Genomic DNA, 23,278 nt, shown 5'->3' with positions numbered 1-23,278 from the left:
ATGTCCTTCGACGCCGAACTGATCTTCTCCGCGCTGCGCGCGCTCACCCCGATCCTGTTCGCCGCCCTCGGCGGCGCGCTGTGCGAACGCGCCGGCGTGTTCAACGTGTCGCTGGAAGGCACCATGCTGATCGGCTGCTTCGCGGCCGTCACCGGCAGCTGGTTCGGCGGCGGCGTGTGGGTCGGCGTGATCTCGGCGGTGCTCGCCGCGATGGTCTTCTCCCTGCTGCTGGCGATCGGCGCGGTCACGCTGGGCGCGGACGCGGTGGTGTTGTGCATCGCGCTGAACCTGCTCGCCGTCGGGCTGACCGGCTTCCTCCTGCGTACCGTCTTCGGCAAGCAGGGCACCTTCGGCGACCCGGACCTCGAGGGCCTGCAACCGGTCGACATCCCCGGCCTGGAGTCGGTGCCCTTCCTGGGCCGCGCGCTGTCCGGTCACTCCCCGCTGGTGTACCTGTCCTGGGTCGCCGTCGTGGTGATCGCCGTACTGCTGTCCCGGCACCCGTGGGGCGTGCGGCTGCGCGGTGTCGGCGAGGCGCCGGAGGCCGCCCAGTCGCTCGGCGTCAGCGTCGCCCGTTACCGCTACGCCGCGATCCTGACCTCGGGCGCCCTGTGCGGCCTGGCCGGCGCCCAGCTCGCGCTCGGCAACGTGACGCTGTTCTCCGAGAACATGACCGCCGGTCGGGGCTGGATCGCGGTGGTCGCGGTGATGCTCGGACGCGCGCTGCCGATCGGCGTCCTGCTCGCGGGCATCCTGTTCGGCCTGGTCGAGGCGGTCGGCTTCCGCCTCCAGGGCGAAGGCATGCCGCAGCAGGCCGCCGACGCCGCGCCGTACGTGATGACCCTGGTCGCGTTGTTCCTGGCCACCCGCTCGCGGGCCCGCCGCGGCGCCGCGCCCCCGGGCCGGCTCACCGGCCGCATCCCCCGTCCTCGCCGATTCGCCCGCACCACCTCGGAGTCGCAGCCATGAGCAGCACCACCCGCCCGGCCATACTGCCGATCACCAAGATCCCCAGCAGCGGCCTGCCCGCGCACGCGCTGGTCGTCGGCGACCCGGCGCGCGCCGCACTGGTCGCCGAACGGCTGGACGACGCGCGGCAGATCGGCGCCAACCGCGAGTACGTCAGCTACGCGGGCAGCTGGCGCGGCGTGCCGATCGTGGTGTCCTCGCACGGTGTGGGCGGTCCCGGCGCGGTGTGCCTGTTCGGCGAACTGGCCGAGGCGGGCGTGCGTACCTTCATCCGACTCGGCACCGCGGGCGCGATGGCGCGCGGCGTGGGCGACGGCGACCTGGTGGTGGCCACCGGCGCGGTCCGCGACGACGGGGTGACCCAGCAGCTGGTCCCGGCCGAGTTCCCGGCCTTCTCCACTCCCGAGGTGGTGCTCGCGCTCGATGCCGCGGCCCGCGCACACGCCGCGCCGCACCACCGGGGCGTCGTATGGACCCGGGCCGCGTTCATGCCGGGCGTGCTGGAGTTGCCGATGAAGCCGTACCAGGCGGCCGGGGTGCTCGCGATCGAGATGGAGCTGTCCGCGCTGCTGGTGTTCGCCGCGCTGGGCGGACACCGGGCCGGCGGCGTACTGGTCGTGGACGGGATCGCGGCCGACGACCTGGTCGACGAGTCCGGCAGCTCGACGTACGACCCGCACCGTCGGGTGGTCGCCGAGGGCGTCGAGCGCGGCGTCGTGGTGGCGCTGGACGCGCTGTACCGGCTGGCCCTGGACGAGGCCGGCGAGGCGGCGGAGCGGGCGTGATCGACCTGCTCGTCACCGGCGGGGCGGTGCTCACCGCGGACGCCGCCGACACGTACGTACCCGACGGCGCGGTCGCGATCGAGGCCGGCCGGATCGTCGCGGTCGGCTCGGCGACCGAGACGGCCGCCCGGTATCCGGGGGCGCCGACCCTGGACGCGCGCGGGTGCCTGGTGGTGCCCGGCCTGGTCAACGCGCACGCGCACTCGGCGATGACGCTGTTCCGGGGTCGGGCCGACGACGTCGACCTCCAGGTGTTCCTGGAGCGGCTGGTGGCCGCCGAGAGCGCGGTGCTGACCGCCGAGGTCGTGCGCGTCGCGGTCCGCCTCGCGCTGGCCGAGTCGATCTGGGCGGGGGTGACCACCGCGATGGACATGTACTGGTTCCCCGAGGCGGGGCTCGCGGCCGCCGCCGAGGCGGGCTTTCGGCTGGTCACCGGGCCGACCTTCATGGACGTGCCCGGGCCGCCGGACGGGCTCGACTTCGCCGCGCGGCTGCGCCTGGCGCCCGCGTCGCTCGCCCGCTCGGCGGGTGGCCGAGCGTCCGCCGGCACCGCGCCGGCCCGCTGCGTGACCCCGCACAGCACCTACACGCTGAACCCGGAGCAATTGCTCGCGGTCGGCGAACTGGCCCGCGAACACGACGCGTTGCTGCACATCCACGCGGCGGAGAACGCGGCCGAGGTGACCACCGTAAGCGAGCGGTACGGCCGCCGTCCGGTGGAACTCCTGCACGATCTGGGGCTGTTGCGCCCGGGCACGCTGCTGGCGCACGCGGTCTGCCTCACCGACGAGGAGATCGCGCTGATCGCGGCGTCCGGCGCGGGCGTGGCGCACTGCCCGGTCTCCAACCTCAAGCTGGCCTCCGGCGTGGCCCGGCTGCCCGAACTGCTGGCCGCCGGTGTGCCGGTGGGCCTGGGCACCGACGGCGCGGTCAGTGCCAACGCGCTCGACCTGTTCGGCCCGATCCGCGCCGCCGCGACGCTGCACCGGGTCACCCCGGGCGGCACGCCCGATCCGACCCTGATCGGGGCCCGCACCGCGGTCCGGATGGCCACCGCGGACGGCGCCCGGGCGATCGGGATCGGCGCGCTCACCGGTTCGATCGAGGTCGGCAAGGCGGCCGACCTGGTCGTGCTGGACCTGAATCGGCCGCACCTGACGCCCCGGCACGACCCGTGGTCGATGCTCGCCTACGCGGCCGGCCCCGGCGACGTGCGGGACACGGTGATCGACGGCCGGGTCGTGATGCGCGACCGTCGACTGCTTACGATCGACGAAGGCGCGGCGATCGAGGAACTGAACGCACTGGCCGCCACGCTGCCGAACCCGTCCGGGCGACCTGGTATGAGCCATGGGCTCTCGGACGAGTCGCAACGTCTCCGCGTGAGTCGGAACGACGTCTCGACGTGAGTGGGATGGTCTCGGCATGAGCCACAAGGTCTCGGCATGAGCCGGAAGGTTCTCGACATGAGTCAGGAGGTCTCGACATGAGTTCCACCACGCGCGGCTTCGTCGGTCGACACACGGCCGCCGAACGCGACCCGCGATTGCCTCCGGGCCAGTACGACGCACGCCACGACTTCCCCGTGCTCTCCGCCGAGGTCACCCCCGAACTCGCGCCGGCCGACTGGTCGTTCCGGATCGACGGACTGGTCGACCGGCCGCGCGCGTGGGACTGGGAACAGGCGCACGAGTTGCCCCGCGAGACCTACGACGGGCCGATCCACTGCGTCACCTCGTGGTCCAAGCTGAGCACCGACTTTTCCGGTATCCCGCTGGACGCGTTCCTGGCCGAGGCGGGCCCGCGGTCCACGGCCACCCACGCGGTGGCCTACTCGCACACCGGCTACACCACCAACCTCACGCTCGCCGACCTGACCGGCGGCCGGGCCTGGATCGCGTTCGACTTCGAGGGCGCGCCGCTGACCCCGGCCCACGGCGGGCCCGCGCGGCTGTTGGTGCCACATCTGTACTTCTGGAAGAGCGTCAAGTGGATCGCGGGCCTGCGCCTGCTCGACCACGACGAACCGGGCTTCTGGGAGGTCAACGGCTATCACCATCGTGGTGATCCGTGGGCGGAGGAGAGGTATTCCGGTGACTGAGGCGACCGTGTCGACGAGCGCACGCAGCGGACCGGTCGGGGCCGACGGGTCGGACGGAGCCGGCGAACCCAGCCGGCCGGGCCTGCCGCCGATTCCCGCCTTCGCCGCGCCCGGCCGCGCCGCGCCGAGTCTGCGCGGGAAGGTGGACTGGCAGGCGGGGACCGTGGTCGAGGTGCGCCGCGAGACGCCCAACGCGGTCACGGTACGGCTCGCGCTGCCGGTGTGGCACCCGCACGTCGCGGGCCAGCACTACATGCTGCGGCTGACCGCCGCCGACGGGTACACCGCGCAGCGGCACTACTCGGTCGGCTCGGCGCCGGACGACGAGGGGCACATCGAGTTCACCGTCGACCGTTTGCCCGGCGGCGAGGTGTCCGGCTTCGTGCACGACGTGGCCCGGGTCGGCGACGTCCTGGAGGTACGCGGCCCGCTCGGCGGGTTCTTCGCCTGGCCCGGCGACCGGCCGGCACTGCTGGTGGCAGGCGGTTCGGGACTGGTCCCGCTGATGGCGATGGTCCGGCACCGGCGCCGGCGCGGGTTGACCGTGCCGCTGCGCCTGGTGGCCTGCGCCCGTACGCCGGAAGACCTGTTGTACGCACGGGAGTTGGCCCCACTGCCGGGCGAGGAGCACACCGTGCTGTACAGCCGCGCGGCGCCCGCCGGGTATCCGCATCCGGTGGGCCGGCTCGGCGCGGAGACGATCGCACCGCATGCCGCGGCGGTGCTCGCGGACGAGCGCTACGAGGTGTTCGTCTGCGGCTCGACCGGCTTCGCGGAGCATGCGGGGCGGTTGCTCACCGCGGCGGGGGTGCCGACCACACGCATCCGGGTGGAGCGGTTCGGCTGAGGCAGTGCGGGCGGCCCGCGCGGGGGACCGGCGGGGCTGCTGTCGACCGGGCGGCCGGCGGCACGAACTTCCGTGCCACCGGCCGCTTTTCGCCGCCCACTCGGGCTCACGCCATCCGCACGGGCCGAGGGCTCAGGGACTCAGGACTCAGGACTCGGGGCTGAGGCCGAGGGCTGAGGGATCCAGGGCTCCGGACTCAGGGATCAGGGATCAGGGATCAGGGCTCCCGCAGGATCGGGCGGTCGCCGGTCAGGTCCAGGCGGGCGAAGGTCGCCGTCTCCGGGTGGTCGCCCACGCCCCGGTCGTAGTACGGCTCGTCCGCGTCGGGCCGGCGCACGCCGATCGTCCACCAGCCGGCCTCGCGCGCCGCGTCCAACTCCTCGACCAGGTCGGAGAGGAAGACCAGGCGCTCCGGTCGCGGCTCGCCGATCATCGCCGCGATCGTCCGGTACGAGTCGGCCACCCGCTTGGGGCCCGCGTTCTCGGTGTCGAAGTGGCCGGAGAACAGCGGCAACAACGAACCCTCCGGCGAACTGCCGAACCACGCGCGCTGCGCGGCGACGGAGCCGGACGAGAAGATGTACAGCCAATGCCCCGCCGCGTGCCAGGCGCGCAGCGCGGGGATCGCATCCGGGTAGAAGTGCGAGGTCAGTTCGCCGGACGCGAAGCCCTCGGCCCAGATCAGGCCCTGGAGGGCCTTGAGCGGGGTGACCTTCTCGTCCCGGTCGAGCCAGCCGTTGAGCGCCTCGACGATCCGCCTGGTGTCCGCGTCCGGCTCGCCGATCAGTGCGCGCACGCCGTCGGCCGCCCGCACGACGTCCGGATGGTCGCCGTGTTCGTCCAGCCAACGGGCGAAGTGCGCACGGGAGTACGGGTAGAGCTGCTCCGTGATGAAGCCGGTGGCGCTGGTGGTGCCCTCGATGTCGACGACGACCGTCAGCGGCGTGGTGGTGCCGTCGCTCACGCCGCGTACCCGGCCCAGATCTCGTCGAAGTCCGGGAAGCGGGAGGAGATCGGGTCGCCGGTGAAGTCGCCGATCCAACCGTCCTCGTCGTGGAAGAACCGGATCGCGGCGACCGAGGGCTCGACGCCCATGTCGAACCAGTGGGTGATGCCCTTGGGCACCGAGAGCAGGTCGCCCGCCTCGCACAGCACGGCGTGCACACGGCCGGCGATGTGCAGGTAGAAGATGCCCGCGCCTTCGACGAAGAAGCGCACCTCGTCGTCGTCGTGGGTGTGCTCGGTGAGGAACTTGGCCCGCGCCCCGGCGACCTTGGCCGGCCACTCCGGGTCGTCCGAGGGCTGGAGCCGGATCACGTCGACCTGGATGTAGCCCTCGGCGGCGGTGATCCGGTCCACCTCGGTCCGGTACGCCGCGATCACCTCGTCCTGCGTCGCGCCGTCCGGCAGCTCCACGTCGGCCGTCCAGCGCTCGAACCGCACACCGATCGGCTCCAGCGCGGCGGCGATCTCGACGGGGTCGGAGGTACGCAGGATCTCCTCGGCGGCGTCGGTCTCTGGCCAAACGGTCAGCAAGGACATGACGTCCCTCCTTGGCAACTCAATCGGGGCGGACCCCCCAAGCAACGGATCACCCCCAAAACTACCGTCTCCCCCCAACCCACCCACCCCCAAGCCCACCCCCCGAGACACCCACCCAGCCACCCGGCCCGCCCGGCCATCCAGCCCGCCCGGCGCTTGAGGACCAGCGGGGCCGCAGGCCCCCGCGTGCGTTCACAGCCCGTCCGGCGCTTGAGGACGGCCCGGCCCGCCGCTCAGGCGACTACGCGGCCATCCGCCACCGCCTACGGCAAGTGCCCACCCGCGCGCGCCGCAACAACCGCTTCGACCCGATTGTGCGCCCCCAATTTCCGCATCGCGGCCCGCAGGTAGCTCTTGACCGTCTCCGCCCCCAGCCCGAGCGCCTGCCCCACCTCCGCATTGGTCCGCCCCACCGCAACCAACGCCAGCACATCCGTCTCCCGAGGCGTCAACCGCACCCTCCGCACCCCGCGGCCCTCATCGGCGGGTTCGCCGGCGGCACTCGCGCCCGCCGTCCGCGCCAGCCGCCCGCAGACCTCCCGCAACCGCTCCCCCAGCCCGGGATCCGTCGCGGCCCCGGCCAGCGCCAGCAGATCGGCGTACGCCAGCCGAATCTCCAAGGCCGCCCATCCCGGCAACTCCGCCGCCTGCGCGATCCGTTGCTCGACCTCGCGGGCAACCGCGATCTCGCGCCCGGCGTCCCGCGCGGCGTCACAGGCCGAGGTCAGGATCCCGTCGCCGAAGTCCGACGGCCGCCGCAGCGCCCCGTACAACACCGCCGCCACCCCGCGCCCCGCGAGCACCGGCACCGCGAACACCGCACGCACCCCCTCCGTGGTGACCGCGCGGTCGTACTCGTGGCTGATCGCCGACGCCGCGACATAGTCGACCACCCGAACCGGCCGCCGCGTGGTGATCGCCTTGCCGCCGACCCCGGTCCCCGCCACCACCGTGAGCCCCGCGAGCACGCGCGTCGAGGTCCCGCTCAGATACGAGATCACCAGCCGATCCCCCGCGCCGGGACACGGCCCGGCGAACGCGACATCCACCCCGGTCCGCGCCCGAAACCGCTCGACTGCCCGACCCACCGAATCGCCGACCGAGCCCGCGTACCCGCTCATGCTTCCTCCGTACGTCCGGCCTGCACCGGCCTACACCCGGCCTGCACCCGGCCCGGGACGAACCCGCGTTCGACCCGCCACGAGCCCCACGCCCCCGGCGCAAAGGCAACGTACTGCCGAGCCCCGCATCGCATCACCCCCATTCGGGGGTACACCACTCGCCGCCCCCGCCCACCCCCGCCTACCGTCCCCGACAACAACGCAGAACCCCGGAAACCGTCGAACCACAGCCCCAAAGCCGCAAGGCACCAAGGCACCAAGGCACCAAGGCACCGCAGCACCACCCCTCGCGCCCACGGCACCCCCCGCATTCCGACCAGGCAGGTGACCCGCGATGACCGCTTCCCCGCCCCCGCAGCCCTCGGACGCCCCGGCCCCGAATCGCCTCGCCACCCGCCAGGGCGAACGTACGCCGCCGCTCCCGAACGAGACCATCGGCGCCAACCTGGCCCGGATCGCCGCCACGTACCCCGACCACGACGCCCTCGTCGAGTGCGCGAGCGGCCGGCGCTGGACGTACGCCGAGTTCGACGCCGCCGTCGACGACCTCGCCCGCGCCCTGATCGGCATCGGCATCGAGGCGGGCGACCGGGTCGGCATCTGGTCGCCCAACTGTGCCGAGTGGACCCTCGTCCAGTACGCCTCCGCCCGAGTCGGCGCGATCCTGGTCAACCTCAACCCGGCCTATCGGGTGCACGAGATCGAGTACGCGCTGGCCCAATCCGGCACCAGGCTGCTGGTCGCCGCATCGCGCATCAAGACCAGCGACTATCCGGCGATGGTCACCGAGGTCCGCCCCGCATGCCCGGACCTGGAGCGCGTCGTACACATCGACACCCCGGACTGGCCGGCCCTGCTCGCCGAAGGCGCCACGGTCTCGGTCGAACGGTTGCGCGCCCGCGAGGCCACGCTGCGTCCCGAGGATCCGATCAACATCCAGTACACCTCCGGCACCACCGGCTTCCCCAAGGGCGCCACCCTCTCGCACCGCAACATCCTGGGCAACGGCTTCCAGGTCGCCGAGATCCAGGGCTGGACGGCGGCCGACCGGGTGTGCCTGCCGGTGCCCTTCTACCACTGCTTCGGCATGGTGATGGGCAACCTCGGCGCAAGCAGCCACGGCGCGTGCATGGTGATCCCCGCCGCCCTGTTCGACCCGGTCGCCACGCTGCGCGCCGTGCACGAGGAGCGCTGCACGGTCCTGTACGGCGTCCCGACGATGTTCATCGCCGAGCTCGCGCTGCCCGACCTCGAGGCGGGCAAGTACGACCTGTCCACGCTGCGCACCGGCGTGATGGCGGGCTCACCGTGTCCGGTCGAGGTGATGAAGCGGGTGATCGACCGGATGGGCATGACCGAGGTGACCATCTGCTACGGCATGACCGAGACCTCCCCGGTGTCCACCCAGACCCGCCGCGACGACTCGCTGGAACGCCGCGTCGGCACGGTCGGCCGAGTGCACCCGCACCTGGAGATCAAGGTGATCGACCCGACCACCGGCGCAACCGTGCCCGAGGGTACCCCCGGCGAGTTCTGCACCCGGGGCTACTCGGTGATGCTCGGCTACTGGCGCGATCCCGAGCGCACCGCCGAGGTGATCGACGCAGACGGCTGGATGCACACCGGCGACCTGGCCACGATGGACGCCGACGGCTACGTCTCGATCGTCGGCCGGATCAAGGACATGGTGATCCGTGGCGGCGAGAACGTCTATCCGCGCGAGATCGAGGAATTCCTGTACGGCCACCCCGACATCGAGGACGTCCAGGTCGTCGGCGTGCCCGACGAACGCTACGGCGAGGAACTGATGGCCTGGATCAAACTCCGCCCCGACGCCCCCGAACTCACCGCAACCCGACTCCGCGAATTCTGCACGGGCCGCCTGGCGCACTACAAAATCCCGCGCTACGTACACCTCGTGGACACGTTCCCCATGACGGTGACCGGCAAGATCCGCAAAATCGAAATGCGCGAACACTCCATCGAACTCCTCAACCAACAACCGACCTGACCACCCGTCCCGGCACCTACCCCTCGACGAGGCAGGCAAGAAGGGGCGAGGCGCCTACTTCGAAGCAAGCGCCTGCCTCGACGCACCTGCGCAGAGCGAGTCTGCGCGGCGGCCCCGGCCCCGTCCGGGCCCGTCCTCAGCGCAGCCGCTCGATCGCCTCGCCGATCAGGTGCGGATTGCGGGCGTGGTAACCGCCGTCCGCACCACACACGTCGCGGTACTCGGCCACGATCCGCACCGCCTCGGCGAGGTCGCAGGTTCCGGGGCCAACCACCTCGCGGTACACCACCACAGCCGCGTCCAGGTCGGCTGCGGGGTCGGTAGGCGTCTCCGCCGTTGTGCGAACCCGGCCCTGAGCCCACATGGCCGGCATCAGCCGGTACCGCCCGGCGGCGCGTCCGCCGGCCCGCCCGGCGACCCACCCGGTTGCCCGAGCAGCGCGGCGGCGCCCGCTCGTACGGCGGGCCAATCGGTGTCGGTGCCGCGGGTCATCGCTCGACCCAACCATGTGGCGCGATCGCGCTGTTCGTGGCGGAGCTGCCGCAGGTCGAGAGCGATCCCGGCGGGTGGGCCGGTCGCCTCCAGGTCGGCGATCCGTTCCTCCATCGCGGCGAACAGCTCACGGTCGAATGCGGTGACCGCAGCGATGAAGGCCCCGGTCGGGAGGGTGACCCGGTGGGTCGACGGGGCGGTGAACCCGGTCGGGTCGTCGTCGTCCGGGTCGACCGGATGCGACCAGGTGACGGTCATGGTGTCGGGGTCGGGGTCGGGGTCGGCGTCGGGGTCGGGGTCGGCGTCGGCCGAGACCGTGCGCCGGAACCGGATGTCCGGCGAGGTGCGCAGGTGCCCCACGTCCAACGCGTGACCCGCGTGCCAGGACCTCGCGGCCTCGACCTCCGGCGCAGCCGGCCACGCCACGTCGAGTGACTCGCCCGCCACGAAGTCGAGCAGGTCCGCCGGCACCGGCTCCAGGATCCGTGGCATCAGGTCGACCACGTCCTCCCACACCCGCGCCACGTGGTAGTCCACCCAGGGCGGCGCCGGCACCCCGGCACACCCGCCCGCCGACGACTGCGAGTCCGCCGTACCGTCGGTGTGGCCCGGCAGTTCGTCGCCGCCCGGTTCGATCCGGTACCGGCCGTCCGTCAGGATGAACCAGCCCCATCGAGGGGAGTCCTCACCCCAGGGCCGAACCGCCGAAACCGGACGCAGCACGAACCGAAAGCGCACCATCCGGCGAGTCTCCCAGGCCCGTAGCCCACGTCACCCGGGCGCCCCGGTCCCGAAATGCCGAACGCCGGATGGCGGATGGCGGATGGCGGATGCCGCCGACGGCCGACCGAGCGCACACTCTCATCGACTCTTCATCTTCGTCTCACTCACCGCCCAGCCCCGCGCAGCATCGTGTCGACCATGAGCCCCGCTCGCAAAGATCATGAAGGTCGTAACGGTCGTAACGACGATCGCAAAGGTTGTGAAGGGCGTAACGGTCGTGAGGGCGCCCATCGCGCGGCATGCCTTCGCCGCCGGACCCTCCTCGCTCCGGCGGGAATCGTGCTCGCCTGTGCGACGCTGCTCTGGCTGGTCGTCTCGGGCAACCGCGCCGAGCCGGCCTCGTTCCGCGCCGGGCCGACCGCGCCGGCGGCATCGCCCGAGAGCCCGGAGCCCGCATTGCCCCCGTCGGACACCCCCGCCTCCACCGACGCCCGCACCGACGTCGCCCGAGGCGCCGGCCCGCAGCCCGCCGTCGGCCCGACCATTGTCAACGGCTCGGTCGCGTCCGCCCTCGCCGCCGCGCTGCCCGAGATCACCGGCAACCTGTCGGTGGCCATCCTCGACCCGGCCGACGGCGAACTCGTCGGCTACAACGCCGACCACCCCTACGTCACCGCGAGCATCGTCAAGGTGGACATCCTGGCCACGCTCCTCCTCCAGGCCCAACAGGAGCACCGCACCCTGACCACCACCGAACGATCCACCGCGGCCGCCATGATCGAACACAGCGACAACGACGCCGCCGACACCCTGTGGTCCGCCATCGGCGGCGCCGCCGGCCTCCGCGCCGCCAACACCATCCTGGGCCTGATCGACACCGAAGCGACCGGCCTCTCCTGGGGTTTGACCCGAACCACCGCCGGCGACCAGGTCCGCCTGCTCGACGCGATCACCACCGGCGACTCCCCCCTCGACGCCGCTTCCCGCGCCTACCTCGCCGACCTGATGACCTCCGTCGACGCCGGCCAGACCTGGGGCGTGTCCACCGCCGCCGACCCCGGCACCACCCCGGCTCTCAAAAACGGCTGGCTCCCCCGCGACGCCACCGGCCTATGGGTGATCAACAGCATCGCCCACATCACCCACGCCGGCCGGCCCCTCCTGATCGCCGTGCTCTCCGACAACCAAATCTCCATGGCCGACGGCATGACCCAACTCGAAACAGCAGCCCGGGCAATCGTCCCGGCTGTGGCCGGCGCCCCGAACCGAGCGGGGTGGGTCGCGCCTCCCGCCCTCACGCATCGCGGCGGGTGAAGGTCAGGGTTGCCAGAAGTAGGGCCGCCGCCGTGTAGCCGGCGAGGAGGGCGGTGCCGGGCCAGGGGGCTATGGGGAGTCGGTCGAGGTTGTGGGTGGTGGTGATGGCCAGGCCGGCGGTCATGGGTGGGAGCTTTTCGAGGCGGTCGTGCCAGGTGGGGTCGGTGATGGTTTGTACGAGGAGAGGAAGGATGTAGAGGAGGGTGAGGAGCACGGTGACGGCGCCGGCCGTGTCCCGGATCGTGATGGCGACGCCGAGGGACAGCAGGGCGATCAGGATCAGGTAGAGGACCGTGCCTGCGGCTGCGCGCAGGGTCGGGCCGTCCGTCGGGGACAGGGCGGGGTAGCCGTGTTCGGGGGTGAAGCCGTTGCCGGCCAGGATCGTGCGCCCCGCCCACAGCGACCCGAGCACCGCGAGCGTGCCCGCGACCGCGACCATCGCCACGAGCAGCAGTGCCTTGCCCGCGAGCAGCGTGCGACGGCGTGGGAGCGCGGTCAGGGACGTGTGGATCATCCCGGTCCCGTATTCGTTGCCGATCACCGACACCGCGAGCAGGACGACCGCGATCTGACCGACCCGGATGCCGATCAGGCTGTCCTTGGTGGTGTCCTCGAAGCAGCCGGTCGGCGTCGGGCAGTGCGAGGTGTGCATGGCCGAGGTGCTCAGCACGCTCACCAGCACGGTGACCGTGATCAGGCCGAGCAGCAGCCAGGCGGTCGAGCGCACCGTGTGCAGCTTGGTCCATTCGGCGTGCACGGCGTTTCTCATGTGTCCCGCCGGTGCAGCCGCCATCCGGCGAAGACCAGGGCCACCGCCGCGTAGCCGCACAGCACGCCCAGCCCGGTCCACGGCCCGATCGTGCTGTCGTAGCGGTCGAACGTGCGCTGGATGGCGAACCCGGCCGCGGGAGTGAGCCGTTCCAGCCAGGTCGCGGTGGAGACCGACAGGCCGCTGCCGATGATGCGCGGGAGCAGGAGCAGCGCGAGCACCACGGCGATCGCGGGTGCGGCTCGGCGCAGGATCGTACCGATCGCCAGTGCGAGCATCGCGACCAGCGCGAGCAGCGCGGCCGTCCCGATCAGCGCACGCAGCACGTTCGGGTCGGAAAGGCCGGCCGGTATGCGGTCCTTCGAACGTTCCACCGGGCCGGTGATCAGGAACGCGCCGAAGGCGCCGAGCAGTCCGACCACGAACGTGGCCGCGCCGAGCACGATCGCCTTGGCGGCGAGCACCCGCCCTCGTCGGGGCACGGCGGCGAACGTGGTGCGGATCGTGTCCCGATGGAATTCGGCGGTGATCGACAACACCCCGAGCGCCACCACCGCGATCATGCCGATCAGTACGCCGCCGAGGATCGTCTGGGTGCCGTCGTCGCCGAACCGGTCCAGGCCGATGTCGCCGCTGCCGATCACCGTGAACGTGCCATCGGCCTCGGTGAAGCCCGGCGGCGGGCCGGCGTCGGGGCGGTCGACGGCCGGGCCGGAGGGGCCCGTCGAGCCGTCCGGTCCCACCCGGTTGCGCCAGGGCCCGGTCGGCTGTTGCGGTTGCGCGGGGGTCAGGCTCACATGGTCGAAGGTGGCCTTGCCGGTGGTGGTCTGCCCGGAGATGCCCTCGCTGCCGAACTGCCGCTCGACCTCGACGGCGTCCGGTGAACCGACGTACAGCCCGATTCGGGCGGTCTGCGGGAGCCTGCCCGGATCGACCCGGCCGACCCGGCGCCAGGCGCTGCCGTCGCTCGACTCGTACGCGGTGATCGTCCGACCGGCCCGGACCAGCTTGAGCCAGCGCGGGGCGGGTCCGCCGCCACCCGCCTGGTCGCGGCCGTACGCACTCTGCAACCGGACTCCGTGGTCGGGGGTGACCACCACCGCCGCGTACGCCGCGCCCCGCGCGTCGCTCGCCCGGATCATCAGGCCCGCCTTGGCCCGACCGGCGCTGCGTTCCTGCGTCGTCACGCGCGCGATCAGTTCGCCGTCGCCGGTCAGCTCGCGCTCGACGAACTGCCCGCCGTCCATGAAGTGCTCGGCCAGGTCGACCTTGCCGCCCCCACCCTCGCCCGCCACATCCCGGGTGCCACCGGTGCCGCTCGCGATCAACAGCCCGACGAGCACGGTCAGCACGGCCGCCGAGATCAGCGTGAGCAGCCAGCGGCGGACCGACCTGAGCTTGGTCCACTCGGCGAGCAGCAACCGGCCGAACGTGTCCCGCCCGCCGGTCAGCGTGCTGCGGTACGGCGTGGTCGTGGGGCCGCTCATGCCCGCTCCTCGACTTCGCCGGGGGCGCGGAAGTCGACCGCGTCCCGGGTGAGTTCCATATAGGCCTCTTCGAGCGAGGCGCGGTGCTCGGCGATCCCGGTGAACGGCACGCCGTGCTCGGTGAGCAGCCCGATGATGCGCTCGGCGGACAGACCGGTGACGGTCAGCGCGTCACGCTCGGTCGCGGCGACGGTCGCGCCGGCGCCGGTCAGCACGGTCATCGCCTCGCGGCGCTGTGCGGTACGCAGCACGATCCGGCCGCCGGACGCGACCGCGAGCAGTTCGCCGATGCTCGTGTCGGCGATCAGCCGGCCGCGACCGATCACCACGAGATGGTCGGCGCTGTCCTCCAGTTCGCTCATCAGGTGGCTGGACACCAGCACCGCGCGCCCCTCCGCGGCCAGCGAGCGCAGCAGCCCCCGGATCCACACCACGCCCTCGGGGTCGAGGCCGTTGACCGGTTCGTCGAGCATCAGCATCGGCGGGTCGCCGAGCAGCGCGCCGGCTATGCCCAGGCGCTGCCGCATGCCGAGCGAGAAGCCACCGGCGGGCCGGCGGGCCGCCGACGTCAGGCCCACGGTCTCCAGTACGTCGTCCACCCGACGTGCGGGCAGGCCGTTGGAGTGCGCCATCCACAACAGGTGGTCGCGAGCCGGGCGGGCCGGGTGCAGCGCCGCCGCGTCCAACAGCGAGCCCAGTTCGCGCAGTGGCGTGCGCAGCGTGCGGTACGGCCGGCCGCCGACCAGCGCGGTGCCGTCGTCGGGGCGATCGAGGCCGAGGACGATCCGCATCGTCGTGGACTTGCCGGCGCCGTTGGGTCCGACGAAGCCGGTGACCTGGCCCGGCTCGACGGTGAACGACAGCCCGTCGACGGCGGTATGCGGACCGTAGCTCTTGCGCAGGCCGCGCACTTCGATGGTTGCTTCCATGTCCATGAGGCTATGAATTCGGCCGGCCTCGGGGCATCACGCATGCGAGCCAACTCGGTTTCCCCGCGCGGGGGGAAGCTCGCGGCCGACCTCCCCGATACGGGGGAGGCGGATTCCCCGGCCCGGGGGAAGCGGGCCCGGCGGCCCGACCGAGACAATGACGTCATGAAGCACAGCGATCCGATCCCGGGCCGCGCCCCCGAACCCGGTCGGTGGCGCGGCAGATCGCTGTGGCACGTGCAATCGTGGCGAACACAAGGGTGGCGACCACGACCATGGCGTAGGGAACCGCTGTGGTGTTCCTTCGGGGCCGGGGTGGCGCTCGGCCTGTTCTCGCTGCCGGAGACGGTGGTGCGCACCGCACTTCGTTCCGGCCAGGCGGCGGGAATGTTGTCGGTTGCGCTGATCCTGGGCCTGTGCGCGACGGTGCCGTTGGTGTTCGCGCCGCGCCGCCCGGCGACGGTCGCGGTGACGGTGACCGCGGCGGCGGTGCCCACCGGGGTGCTCTATCAGGGTGTTCCGATCGCCGGGTCGATCGCGATGCTCGCCGCGTGGGTGGCGCTGGTGCGGATACGGGTGCGCGGCGCGCGCACCCGCACCGCCGAGCGGGACGCCTCTCGGCACGCGATCGAAAGCACCCTGCTGGAGTTCACCGCGCGCGGCGAACGAGCCAGGATCGCTCGGGAGTTGCACGATGTCGTCGCCCACCACATCTCGATGATCTCGGTGCAGGCCGAGACCGCCCGACTGACCACTCCGGGCATGCCCGAACAGGGCGCCGAACGGCTGCTCGCAATCGGCGACACGGCCCGCACCGCGCTGACCGAGATGCGCCGCCTGCTCGGGGTGCTGCGCGAGGACGCGGGCGCCGAGCCGACCCGCCGGCCGCAGCCGGGCCTCCAGCAACTGCTCGATCTGATCGACGAGTCCCGGGACTTCGCCGGCGCAGGCATGCGGCTGATCGTGCGCGGGCGGATCGCCGTGCTCGACCCGGGCGTCGAGCTGGCGGCCTACCGCATCGTCCAGGAGTCGTTGACCAACGCCCGCCGCCACGCACCCGGAGCCGCCGTGGACGTACTGCTCGACTACTCCGACGAAGATCTGCTGCTGGTGCGCGTACGCGACAACGGGCCCGGCCCGCACATCGGTCCGCGTACCGGCACCGGCCCTGGCGGGCACGGCCTGCTGGGCATGCGCGAGCGCGCGGCGAGCGTGGGCGGCGAGGTGCGCGCCGGGGCCACGTCGATGGGCGGCTTCGTGGTCGAGGCCACGCTCCCGGCCCCCCGAGTCGCGGGCACGGGTGGACCGGCGGACACCGGCGGCATATCCGGCGCCCGGGGCCCGACCGGCAGCGCGGGGCTTGCCTGCTCCGGGAGCACGGGATGAACGGGCAGGCGGCGTTGCGGATCGTGGTGGCCGACGACCAGGAGGTGGTCCGAGCCGGCTTCGCCGCACTCCTCGACACCCAACCGGACTTCACCGTGGTCGGCACCGCCGCGGACGGCGCCGAGGCGATCCTGCACTGCCGCGAGCAGCGCCCCGACGTCGTGGTGATGGACGTGCGCATGCCGGTGATGGACGGCATCGAGGCGACCCGCCGCATCCGCGCCGGCGGCGTCGACGGCGAACCGCCCCGGATCCTCATGCTGACCACGTTCGACCTCGACGAGCACGTCTACGACGCCCTGGTCGCGGGCGCGGGCGGCTTCCTGATCAAGGACGTGACCGCCGAACGCCTCTTCGACGCGGTCCGCGTGGTGGCGGCCGGCGAGGCACTCCTCGCACCGAGCGTCACCCGGCGACTGATCGGCGAATTCACCCGCCTGCGACCACGCCCGGCCCCACCCGGTCTGGCCGAGCTCACCCCACGGGAGGTGGACGTACTGCGCCTGGTCGCCGAGGGCCTGTCGAACGCCGAGATCGCCACGCGCCTGGTGGTCGGCGAGGAAACGGTCAAGTCGCACGTAAGCCGAGTACTACGCCGACTCGGCCTGCGCGACCGAGTCCAGGCAGTGGTCATCGCCTACGAATCAGGCCTGGTCATCCCACGCACCGGCACCCACTGATCCCCGCCGCGCCCCGCAAAAGTGGCTGTGCCGGCGGCAGCGGTGGTGGTGGGACCGCGGCGGCGGGACGGCGGCGGTCGTGGCGGCATCGGCGGCGGCGGGGCGGAGACGGATCCTGCGGCGGAGGGCGGGAGAGGTGGCGGCGGGGCGGTGGGATCCGGCGAGTCCGAGTGCGTCTCCGGTGCCCACCGGGAGATCATCGAAGGATGAATACGACAGTGCACCTCGCCCAGCAGGCCGAGGCGGACGAATTGCTCGGGCGCAGTGCGTTGGCGGCGCTGGTCGGCATGCTCCTGGATCAGCAGATCCCGATGGAATGGGCCTTCGCCGGCCCGTACACGATCGCCCAACGCCTGGGCCGCACCGACCTGGACGCGCACGAGATCGCCGAGTACGACCCGGACGGGTTCGCCGAACTCCTGTCCACCAAGCCCGCCGTGCACCGCTATCCCGGGTCGATGGCGAACCGCGTGCAGCAGTTGTGCCGGTATCTGGTCGAGCACTACGACGGCGAGGCAACCGCGGTGTGGGCCGACGCGACGACCGGCACGGAGTTGCTCAAGCGGCTCCAGGAGTTGCCCGGCTTCGGGAAGCAGAAGGCGCAGATCTTCCTGGCCCTGCTCGGCAAGCAGTACGGCGTGACTCCGGACGGTTGGCGCGAGGCGGCCGGCGGCTACGGCGAGGTCGGCTCGCACAGGTCGGTCGCCGACATCACCGGCCCCGAGTCACTGGCCAAGGTCCGCGCACACAAGCAGGAGGCCAAGCGCGCGGCCAAGGCCGCCAAGGCAACAAAGGAATCCTGACCGACCCGATGTCGCGGCCGGCCCCCTCCACGGGCCCCCCGGCCGCAACGCCGCGCCGAGCCGCGGGCCGCACCCCCACCCCCACCGCCACCGCCACCGCCACCGCCACCGAGATGGGCTGCCCACAAACCCGCACCCTCGCTCCCCCCGCACCAACACGGGCCCCCAGCCGACCACACACCCGGCGCCGCTCCCACCCTCGCCCCAACCTCCGCAGGGCCCGCCGCTTCCCGCGCCGAGCCCCCCGAAGCCCCCATCCCCGAAGCCCCCTCCCTCCAGCCTCAACCCCCACCCAACGCCGCCCCGCGCACCATCACGCCCCCGGCGCCGCGCCCGCCCCCGCCCCCGCAGCCGTCGCCGCATCCCGCACCGAGCCCCCCGAAGCCCCCGCACCCGCACCCGCCGTCGAACCCCGCACCGCATCTCCCAAAGCTCTCGAACCGTCCGAACCGCCCGAGCCCCCCGACCCCTCCGAACCCTCCGAACCCCTCACACCCGAACCTCCCGCCCCCGCATCCCGCCCCTGCCGCGGCAGGAACAAGGCCGCCGTCGCCGTGAGCAGGGTCGCCCCGCCGAGGATGTACCAGGCCCGGTCGTACCCGTCGAGCGTGGCCGGTGCGCCCACCGCCGCCACGAATACCGCGACACCGAGGGCCGATCCGACCTGGCGCAGCATGGTGATCACTCCCGAGCCGGTGGCGAACCGGTCCGGCGTCAGTGCGCCGGTGGCGGTGGCGATCAGCGTGGGCAGGATCAGGCCGACGCCGATGCCGGTGAGGATCGAACCGGGCAGCAGGTCGCTCGCGTAGTGCGCGTGCGGTTCGAGCCGGACGATCCACCACCCCAGTCCCGCACCGAACGAGAGCCCGCCGACCAAAACCAGCGGTCCGGGTCCGAACCGGGCCACGTAGCGGCCGGCCAGAATGCTCACGAACGGCACACACAGCGGTCCGGGCACGGTGCCCAGCCCGGTGCGCAGCGCGCTCCAGCCCCACACGGTCTGCATCCACATCGAGCCGGAGATCAACATCCCCGCGAACGCGACCCCGAACAGGGTGTTGGCGATGCCCGAGACCGCGTAGGTCCGGTTGCGCACCAGCGCACCCTCGACGACCGGGCGCGGATGGCGCGCGTTGCGCAGCAGAAAGCCGGCCGCGAACAGCAGCGTGAGCACCCAGACGCCCACCGTACGACCGGCCGACCAGCCCCAGTCCGGCGCGCGGACCACGCCCAGCGACAGCGCACCGATCGCCGCGGTCAACAACGCGGCGCCGAGCAGGTCGGGCAGCGGACCGCGGTCGGTGGGCGCCGGGTCGGGCAGCCGACGCGCGCCGAGTACCAGCGTGAACACGCCGATCGGCAGGTTGACCAGGAAGACCCAGCGCCAACCGGGTTCGAGGAGCAGCCCGCCCAGGACCGGCCCGAGGGCGGCGGCCAGTCCGCCGATCGCGGCCCACGCACGGATCACCGTGCCGCGCCGCTCGGGCGGATAGGAGGTGAGCAGCAGGCCGAGCGACGCGGGCATCAGCAGCGCGGCGCCGACCGCCTGGATCAGCCGGGCGATCACCAGAACCGCGAGCGTGGGCGATGCGGCGCACAGCGCGGACGCCACGGTGAACACGGCGATCCCGGCCAGAAACGCACGCCGGTGGCCGATCCGGTCGGAGAGTCGGCCGGCCGGTACCAGGAGCGCGGCGAAAACCACGGTGTAGGCGTTGAGCACCCAGGACAGGTCGGCGAGCGAGGCGTCGGACCAGGTATCGGCCAGCGACGGCATGGCCACGTTGACGATGAACAGGTCGAGATTGACGAGTACGACGCCTGCGCAGACCAGGACTGCGGCGAGCGCGCGGGGCGGGTGATCCGGATCGGTGCTGGCCATGAAGGCGCGGCCCCCTTGGTCGAGTTCTATGACGAAACTCAAGGTAGGGCGCGTAAGTTCTATAATGCAACTCACTCAGTTCCATGAAAGGACTCACCGGCTAGAATGGCGCCATGCGTCGGAAGAGTTTTCAGGAGATGTCCTGCTCGGTCGCCCAGTTCCTGGAGGTGGCCGGAGAGTGGTGGACGATGCTGATCGTGCGGGACGCCTTCCTGGGCGTGACCCGCTTCGACGACTTCCACGAGCGGCTGGGCATCTCCCGCAATGTGCTCACCCAGCGGCTGGAACACCTGATCGAGCACGGGGTCCTGACCCGCGAGGCGTACCAGGACAAGCCGGCGCGCTACGACTACCGGCTCACCGACAAGGGCCGCGCGTTGTGGCCGGTACTCAACGCGATGCGTCAGTGGGGCGACCAGTGGGCCGCACCGGACGGCCCGCCGCTGATCGTCACGCACACCAACTGCGGCCAACCCACCACGGCCGTGCACGTCTGCTCACACTGCGGCGAACCGCTGACCTCGCACGACCTGCGCGCCTCGGCCGGCCCGGGCGCCCGAGACGGACTCCTCGACGGCCTGCCCCGCCAGGCAACACCCAGCGCCTGAAAGCGACGCCCGACGCCCCCGAAACCCGATACCCCGCAGCCCACGCCCGGCGCTCCACACCCGGCGCTCAGCGCCCCACGCTCGGCACCGGGCGCCCAAAGCCCGCCCCCGAGCAACCGGCACGCGCCGGCCGAGCAGTCACAGCCCGGCCGGCATTCGAACCGAAAGACCTACAAGGTCAAAGACCCCACGGGGCCAAGGATCAAAGACCCCAGGATCAAAGACCCCAGGGTCGAAGACCCTCGAAGAACCAAAGCCCCCCGAAGGACCGAAGCCCTCGAAGAACCAATGCCCTGGAAGGACCAAAGCCCGCGAAGAACCAAGGCCCGCACAGGACCAAAGCCCCAGAAGGCCCAAAGCCCCCGAAGGCCCCGAAACCCCGCAGGATCACAACTCCGGCGGAGCCGGCGGCGCCGTCGGCAGAACGGTGAATCCGAGCTTCGTGAGGGCCCGCGAGACCTCCGCCGCGCTGAAATCACGCGGAAGTTGTCCCGTGATCACCGATCCCACCTGCTTGACCGGATAGGTACGGCGCCCGATACGGACCGATTCGCCGGTGATCGGGTCGGGCTTGACCCCGCTCATCGCGCGCTCCACCTCGTTCATCTGCAGGTGGAAGGACTGGCCAGCGATCGTGCAGCGCATATTGCCTCAGCAAAGGAAGGGGTGAGTGCTACCGGTGTGGCAAGTCTTGCGCAGTCCCGGCCGCAAGCACAGTCCACGACCGCCGTCCGGGGTCCAGCCGGGTAATGCGGGGTGATATGTCACATCGTGTCAGGTCGGGTTCCGGCCCCGTACACCCATCATGCACCCATCCGGCAAAAGCGGAATGGCTCGTTCCACCGCAGACAACGCCCACCGCCGTCTGTCACCCTGCTCCGGGCAGTGACCAACCGTCGACCATCCGGAGTTACCTCGGGGAGGACGAACGTGAACAGGCTCCCGAACGCGCCCGTCACCACAAAGGTCGCGTCCCCACCGCTAAAGGTCGCGTCCACACCGTTGTGGGCGGAGTTCGGCCGCACGCTGCGGACCCGGCGCCGCCTCGCGGGAATGACGCAGCAGCAGCTGGGGCTACGCGTCGGCTACCACCACAGCCTGATCAGCAAGCTGGAGGCAGGTCTGCGTGAACCCCCCGCCGGCCTACCGCGCCGACTCGACGATCTCCTGGACACCGGCGGGGACCTGTCCGCGCTGTTGACGAGCCGATCGATTCCGCCGCCCGCCCTGCATCGCACCCACTTCTCGGTGATCCCCGGTGGCGAGGCACCCGCCGGTCTGGCGCCGCTGGCCGACCGGTTCTGGCCCGATCGGCTGCCGTACCACGGGCTGCCCTGCCCGCTGCACGGCAAGGACGGCTGTCACGAGTGCGAGGTGCCGCCGTACGCGGACGCGCTCACCATCCTGGGCGACATCGACGGGACGAACCCCGCCGGTGTCGACCCCGACGTCGTACACGTGCTCACGGCCCTGCTCGGCGGCTACACCCAGGCCGGTCTGCACGGCTCCACCACCGGACTGGTCGGCTCGGTCGAGTACGTGCTGCGCCGGATCGTCAGTTGGGCCGAATCGCTCAACGCGCACGGCCGTTCCCCGCACGCCCAGCTGCGCCTGGCCGCCGACTACGCCCAGTTGGCCGGTCGGTTCCGGATGCAGCAGGGGCAGAGCGTGATCGGCATGGCCTGGTACGACCGCGGCCTCAACTGGGCCGACGTGTGCGAGAGCCCGGGCGCCCGCGCGTCGCTGCTCGGCGACGTGTGCTCGTTGGCCCGCCTGGACGGCGACGCGGCGGCGGCGCTGGCCTACGCCCGCGCGCTGGAGGCGGTGGACGCCGGCCGGGCCTGGATCACCACGCTGGCCCAGCTGTACCAGGCGCGCGGACACGCGCTCGGCGGCGACATCGCCGAGTGTCGGCAGCGCATCGCCACCGCACATCGACACGTGAGTCGGTTCGACGAACGCGACCGGGCCGAGGCGCCGTGGTTGACCGGGCTGGCCGGTCGGCTGCGGATGGAGGCCACCATCGGCGGCGCGTTGCGCGATCTGGCCGCGCGTACCGGCGACCTGGCCTCGGCCCGCTCCGCCGTCAAGTCGGTACAGGCGGCACTCGACCTGCTGCCGGTGCCGATGCAACCGGCGCGGGTGTTGCTTACGGTGCGCCTGGCGGACGCGCTCGCGTGTGCCGGCCAGCCGGACGCGGCGGTGCTCGCCGCCGCGCCGGTGGTGCACGAGGCGGCGGGACTGGGCACGGCCACCACCAATCGGGAACTACTGAGCCTGCGTCGGCGTCTGACCCAGCATTGGAGCGATCTGCCCGAGGTCCGCGACCTGTTGGAGCAGATGCCCGGTCACTGAGAGGCGGATCGGCGCAGGTCCCGGGGTCGTCGGAACAGCCCCGGAGCAGGCACCGAAATCAGCGAACGGCCGCCCGATCGGTTGACCCGGCACTCCCGCGACTCCCGGGGTCTGCTTGGCGTTTGCCAGAATTTGCCGGCCGTTGCCGATCACTTCACCAAGTCCCCACACCCGTGTGAGTGTTTCGCTCGCTCGGGCACGAACCCGGCCTGCACGGTCGCCCGCGTCGCTCACAAGGCGTACGCGGCGCATGCCGGCGACGTGGTCGAGGTCTGCCTTCCACCCAAGGAGCCTCGATGAATCGCAGAACGACCACGGCCGGGACCGTCCTGGCCATGCTCGCCGGTTTGGCGATCGGCGCGGCCGGACCCTCGGCCGCCGCCGACCCGTCCCCTCCCCCCGCCAACCCCCAGGCACTCGCGGTATCCGCCGCCGACCGGGCGGCCGCCAGCGGCCTGGACAGTCTCGCCAAGG

Annotated in this window: 22 protein-coding genes; 12 read left to right on the top strand and 10 right to left on the bottom strand. The window is 72.1% G+C overall.

All coding sequences use genetic code 11. From position 1 onward, the window contains the following. The 5 genes from ACFZBU_RS03595 (at position 1) to ACFZBU_RS03575 (ending at position 4,702) form a co-directional block, all read left to right on the top strand. On the top strand, positions 1-969 hold the full coding sequence (locus tag ACFZBU_RS03595; protein ID WP_391582435.1) for an ABC transporter permease: 969 nt from the start codon (positions 1-3) through the stop codon (positions 967-969). Then, complete coding sequence (locus tag ACFZBU_RS03590; protein WP_391581815.1) at positions 966-1,754, top strand: nucleoside phosphorylase; 789 nt, start codon at positions 966-968, stop codon at positions 1,752-1,754. The genes ACFZBU_RS03595 and ACFZBU_RS03590 overlap by 4 nt, the downstream gene beginning before the upstream one ends. Beyond that, positions 1,751-3,163, top strand: coding sequence for an amidohydrolase family protein (locus ACFZBU_RS03585; RefSeq protein WP_391581814.1), 1,413 nt, complete (start codon positions 1,751-1,753; stop codon positions 3,161-3,163). The genes ACFZBU_RS03590 and ACFZBU_RS03585 overlap by 4 nt, the downstream gene beginning before the upstream one ends. Before the next feature lie 77 nt (positions 3,164-3,240). Further along, on the top strand, positions 3,241-3,855 hold the full coding sequence (locus tag ACFZBU_RS03580) for a sulfite oxidase-like oxidoreductase (protein ID WP_391581813.1): 615 nt from the start codon (positions 3,241-3,243) through the stop codon (positions 3,853-3,855). A 91-nt stretch (positions 3,856-3,946) separates the two neighbouring features. After that, positions 3,947-4,702 (top strand): ferredoxin reductase, encoded by a 756-nt coding sequence (locus ACFZBU_RS03575; protein WP_391582434.1) that lies wholly within the window; start codon positions 3,947-3,949, stop codon positions 4,700-4,702. A gap of 217 nt (positions 4,703-4,919) precedes the next feature. On the opposite strand, the gene mtnC is transcribed toward ACFZBU_RS03575, so the two are convergent. The 3 genes from mtnC to ACFZBU_RS03560 form a co-directional block, all read right to left on the bottom strand. After that, positions 4,920-5,666, bottom strand: coding sequence for an acireductone synthase (gene mtnC / locus ACFZBU_RS03570; RefSeq protein WP_391581812.1), 747 nt, complete (start codon positions 5,664-5,666; stop codon positions 4,920-4,922). After that, positions 5,663-6,244 (bottom strand): acireductone dioxygenase, encoded by a 582-nt coding sequence (locus ACFZBU_RS03565; protein WP_391581811.1) that lies wholly within the window; start codon positions 6,242-6,244, stop codon positions 5,663-5,665. The genes mtnC and ACFZBU_RS03565 overlap by 4 nt, the downstream gene beginning before the upstream one ends. A gap of 263 nt (positions 6,245-6,507) precedes the next feature. Further along, complete coding sequence (locus ACFZBU_RS03560; RefSeq protein WP_391581810.1) at positions 6,508-7,365, bottom strand: LuxR C-terminal-related transcriptional regulator; 858 nt, start codon at positions 7,363-7,365, stop codon at positions 6,508-6,510. 334 nt (positions 7,366-7,699) lie between these two features. On the opposite strand from ACFZBU_RS03560, the gene ACFZBU_RS03555 reads away from it, so the two are divergent. Next, positions 7,700-9,376: an AMP-binding protein gene (locus ACFZBU_RS03555; RefSeq protein ID WP_391581809.1), complete on the top strand. Its 1,677-nt coding sequence runs from the start codon at positions 7,700-7,702 to the stop codon at positions 9,374-9,376. A gap of 136 nt (positions 9,377-9,512) precedes the next feature. Here ACFZBU_RS03555 and ACFZBU_RS03550 read toward each other — a convergent pair whose 3' ends face one another. Both ACFZBU_RS03550 and ACFZBU_RS03545 read right to left on the bottom strand, forming a co-directional pair. Then, positions 9,513-9,740 (bottom strand): hypothetical protein, encoded by a 228-nt coding sequence (locus ACFZBU_RS03550; RefSeq protein ID WP_391581808.1) that lies wholly within the window; start codon positions 9,738-9,740, stop codon positions 9,513-9,515. Between the two features lie 8 nt (positions 9,741-9,748). Next, positions 9,749-10,609 (bottom strand): DUF5984 family protein, encoded by an 861-nt coding sequence (locus ACFZBU_RS03545; protein WP_391581807.1) that lies wholly within the window; start codon positions 10,607-10,609, stop codon positions 9,749-9,751. A 321-nt stretch (positions 10,610-10,930) separates the two neighbouring features. Here ACFZBU_RS03545 and ACFZBU_RS03540 point away from each other — a divergent pair, with 321 nt between their 5' ends. Beyond that, entirely contained in the window at positions 10,931-11,905 is a 975-nt protein-coding gene (locus tag ACFZBU_RS03540) for a serine hydrolase (RefSeq protein ID WP_391581806.1), read from the top strand. Here the strand turns inward: ACFZBU_RS03540 and ACFZBU_RS03535 are convergent. The 3 genes from ACFZBU_RS03535 to ACFZBU_RS03525 are packed head-to-tail and all read right to left on the bottom strand — an operon-like array spanning position 11,886 to position 15,090. Continuing rightward, entirely contained in the window at positions 11,886-12,674 is a 789-nt protein-coding gene (locus ACFZBU_RS03535; RefSeq protein ID WP_391581805.1) for an ABC transporter permease, read from the bottom strand. The genes ACFZBU_RS03540 and ACFZBU_RS03535 overlap by 20 nt on opposite strands. Further along, positions 12,671-14,161: an ABC transporter permease subunit gene (locus ACFZBU_RS03530; protein WP_391581804.1), complete on the bottom strand. Its 1,491-nt coding sequence runs from the start codon at positions 14,159-14,161 to the stop codon at positions 12,671-12,673. Before ACFZBU_RS03530 ends, ACFZBU_RS03535 begins: the two co-directional genes overlap by 4 nt. After that, positions 14,158-15,090 carry an ABC transporter ATP-binding protein gene (locus ACFZBU_RS03525; RefSeq protein WP_391581803.1) on the bottom strand — a complete coding sequence of 311 codons (933 nt, stop codon included), beginning with the start codon at positions 15,088-15,090 and terminating at the stop codon, positions 14,158-14,160. Before ACFZBU_RS03525 ends, ACFZBU_RS03530 begins: the two co-directional genes overlap by 4 nt. Positions 15,091-15,405: 315 nt before the next feature. Between ACFZBU_RS03525 and ACFZBU_RS03520 the strand changes: the two genes are divergently transcribed. The 3 genes from ACFZBU_RS03520 (at position 15,406) to ACFZBU_RS03510 (ending at position 17,959) form a co-directional block, all read left to right on the top strand. Beyond that, a complete protein-coding gene (locus tag ACFZBU_RS03520; RefSeq protein ID WP_391581802.1) occupies positions 15,406-16,476 on the top strand; it encodes a sensor histidine kinase in 1,071 nt (356 codons plus the stop codon). Continuing rightward, positions 16,473-17,156: a response regulator gene (locus tag ACFZBU_RS03515; RefSeq protein ID WP_391581800.1), complete on the top strand. Its 684-nt coding sequence runs from the start codon at positions 16,473-16,475 to the stop codon at positions 17,154-17,156. Before ACFZBU_RS03520 ends, ACFZBU_RS03515 begins: the two co-directional genes overlap by 4 nt. A gap of 206 nt (positions 17,157-17,362) precedes the next feature. Beyond that, positions 17,363-17,959, top strand: coding sequence for an HhH-GPD-type base excision DNA repair protein (locus ACFZBU_RS03510; protein ID WP_391581799.1), 597 nt, complete (start codon positions 17,363-17,365; stop codon positions 17,957-17,959). A gap of 313 nt (positions 17,960-18,272) precedes the next feature. Here the strand turns inward: ACFZBU_RS03510 and ACFZBU_RS03505 are convergent, their stop codons facing one another. Then, entirely contained in the window at positions 18,273-19,883 is a 1,611-nt protein-coding gene (locus ACFZBU_RS03505; RefSeq protein ID WP_391581798.1) for an MFS transporter, read from the bottom strand. A gap of 71 nt (positions 19,884-19,954) precedes the next feature. On the opposite strand from ACFZBU_RS03505, the gene ACFZBU_RS03500 reads away from it, so the two are divergent. Then, entirely contained in the window at positions 19,955-20,449 is a 495-nt protein-coding gene (locus ACFZBU_RS03500) for a winged helix-turn-helix transcriptional regulator (protein WP_391581797.1), read from the top strand. A 387-nt stretch (positions 20,450-20,836) separates the two neighbouring features. On the opposite strand, the gene ACFZBU_RS03495 is transcribed toward ACFZBU_RS03500, so the two are convergent. After that, positions 20,837-21,094 (bottom strand): SCO5918 family protein, encoded by a 258-nt coding sequence (locus ACFZBU_RS03495; protein ID WP_391581796.1) that lies wholly within the window; start codon positions 21,092-21,094, stop codon positions 20,837-20,839. A gap of 285 nt (positions 21,095-21,379) precedes the next feature. On the opposite strand from ACFZBU_RS03495, the gene ACFZBU_RS03490 reads away from it, so the two are divergent. After that, the gene (locus tag ACFZBU_RS03490) at positions 21,380-22,804 is read left to right on the top strand and encodes a helix-turn-helix domain-containing protein (RefSeq protein WP_391581795.1); all 1,425 of its coding nucleotides are present in this window, start codon (positions 21,380-21,382) and stop codon (positions 22,802-22,804) included. Positions 22,805-23,278: the final 474 nt, after the last annotated feature.

It is taken from the genome of Embleya sp. NPDC008237 (assembly GCF_042956465.1).
Classification (GTDB): Bacteria; Actinomycetota; Actinomycetes; order Streptomycetales; family Streptomycetaceae; genus Embleya.
Note: the sequence above shows the minus strand (reverse complement) of the source record. Positions and strands in the feature narration are given on the sequence as shown.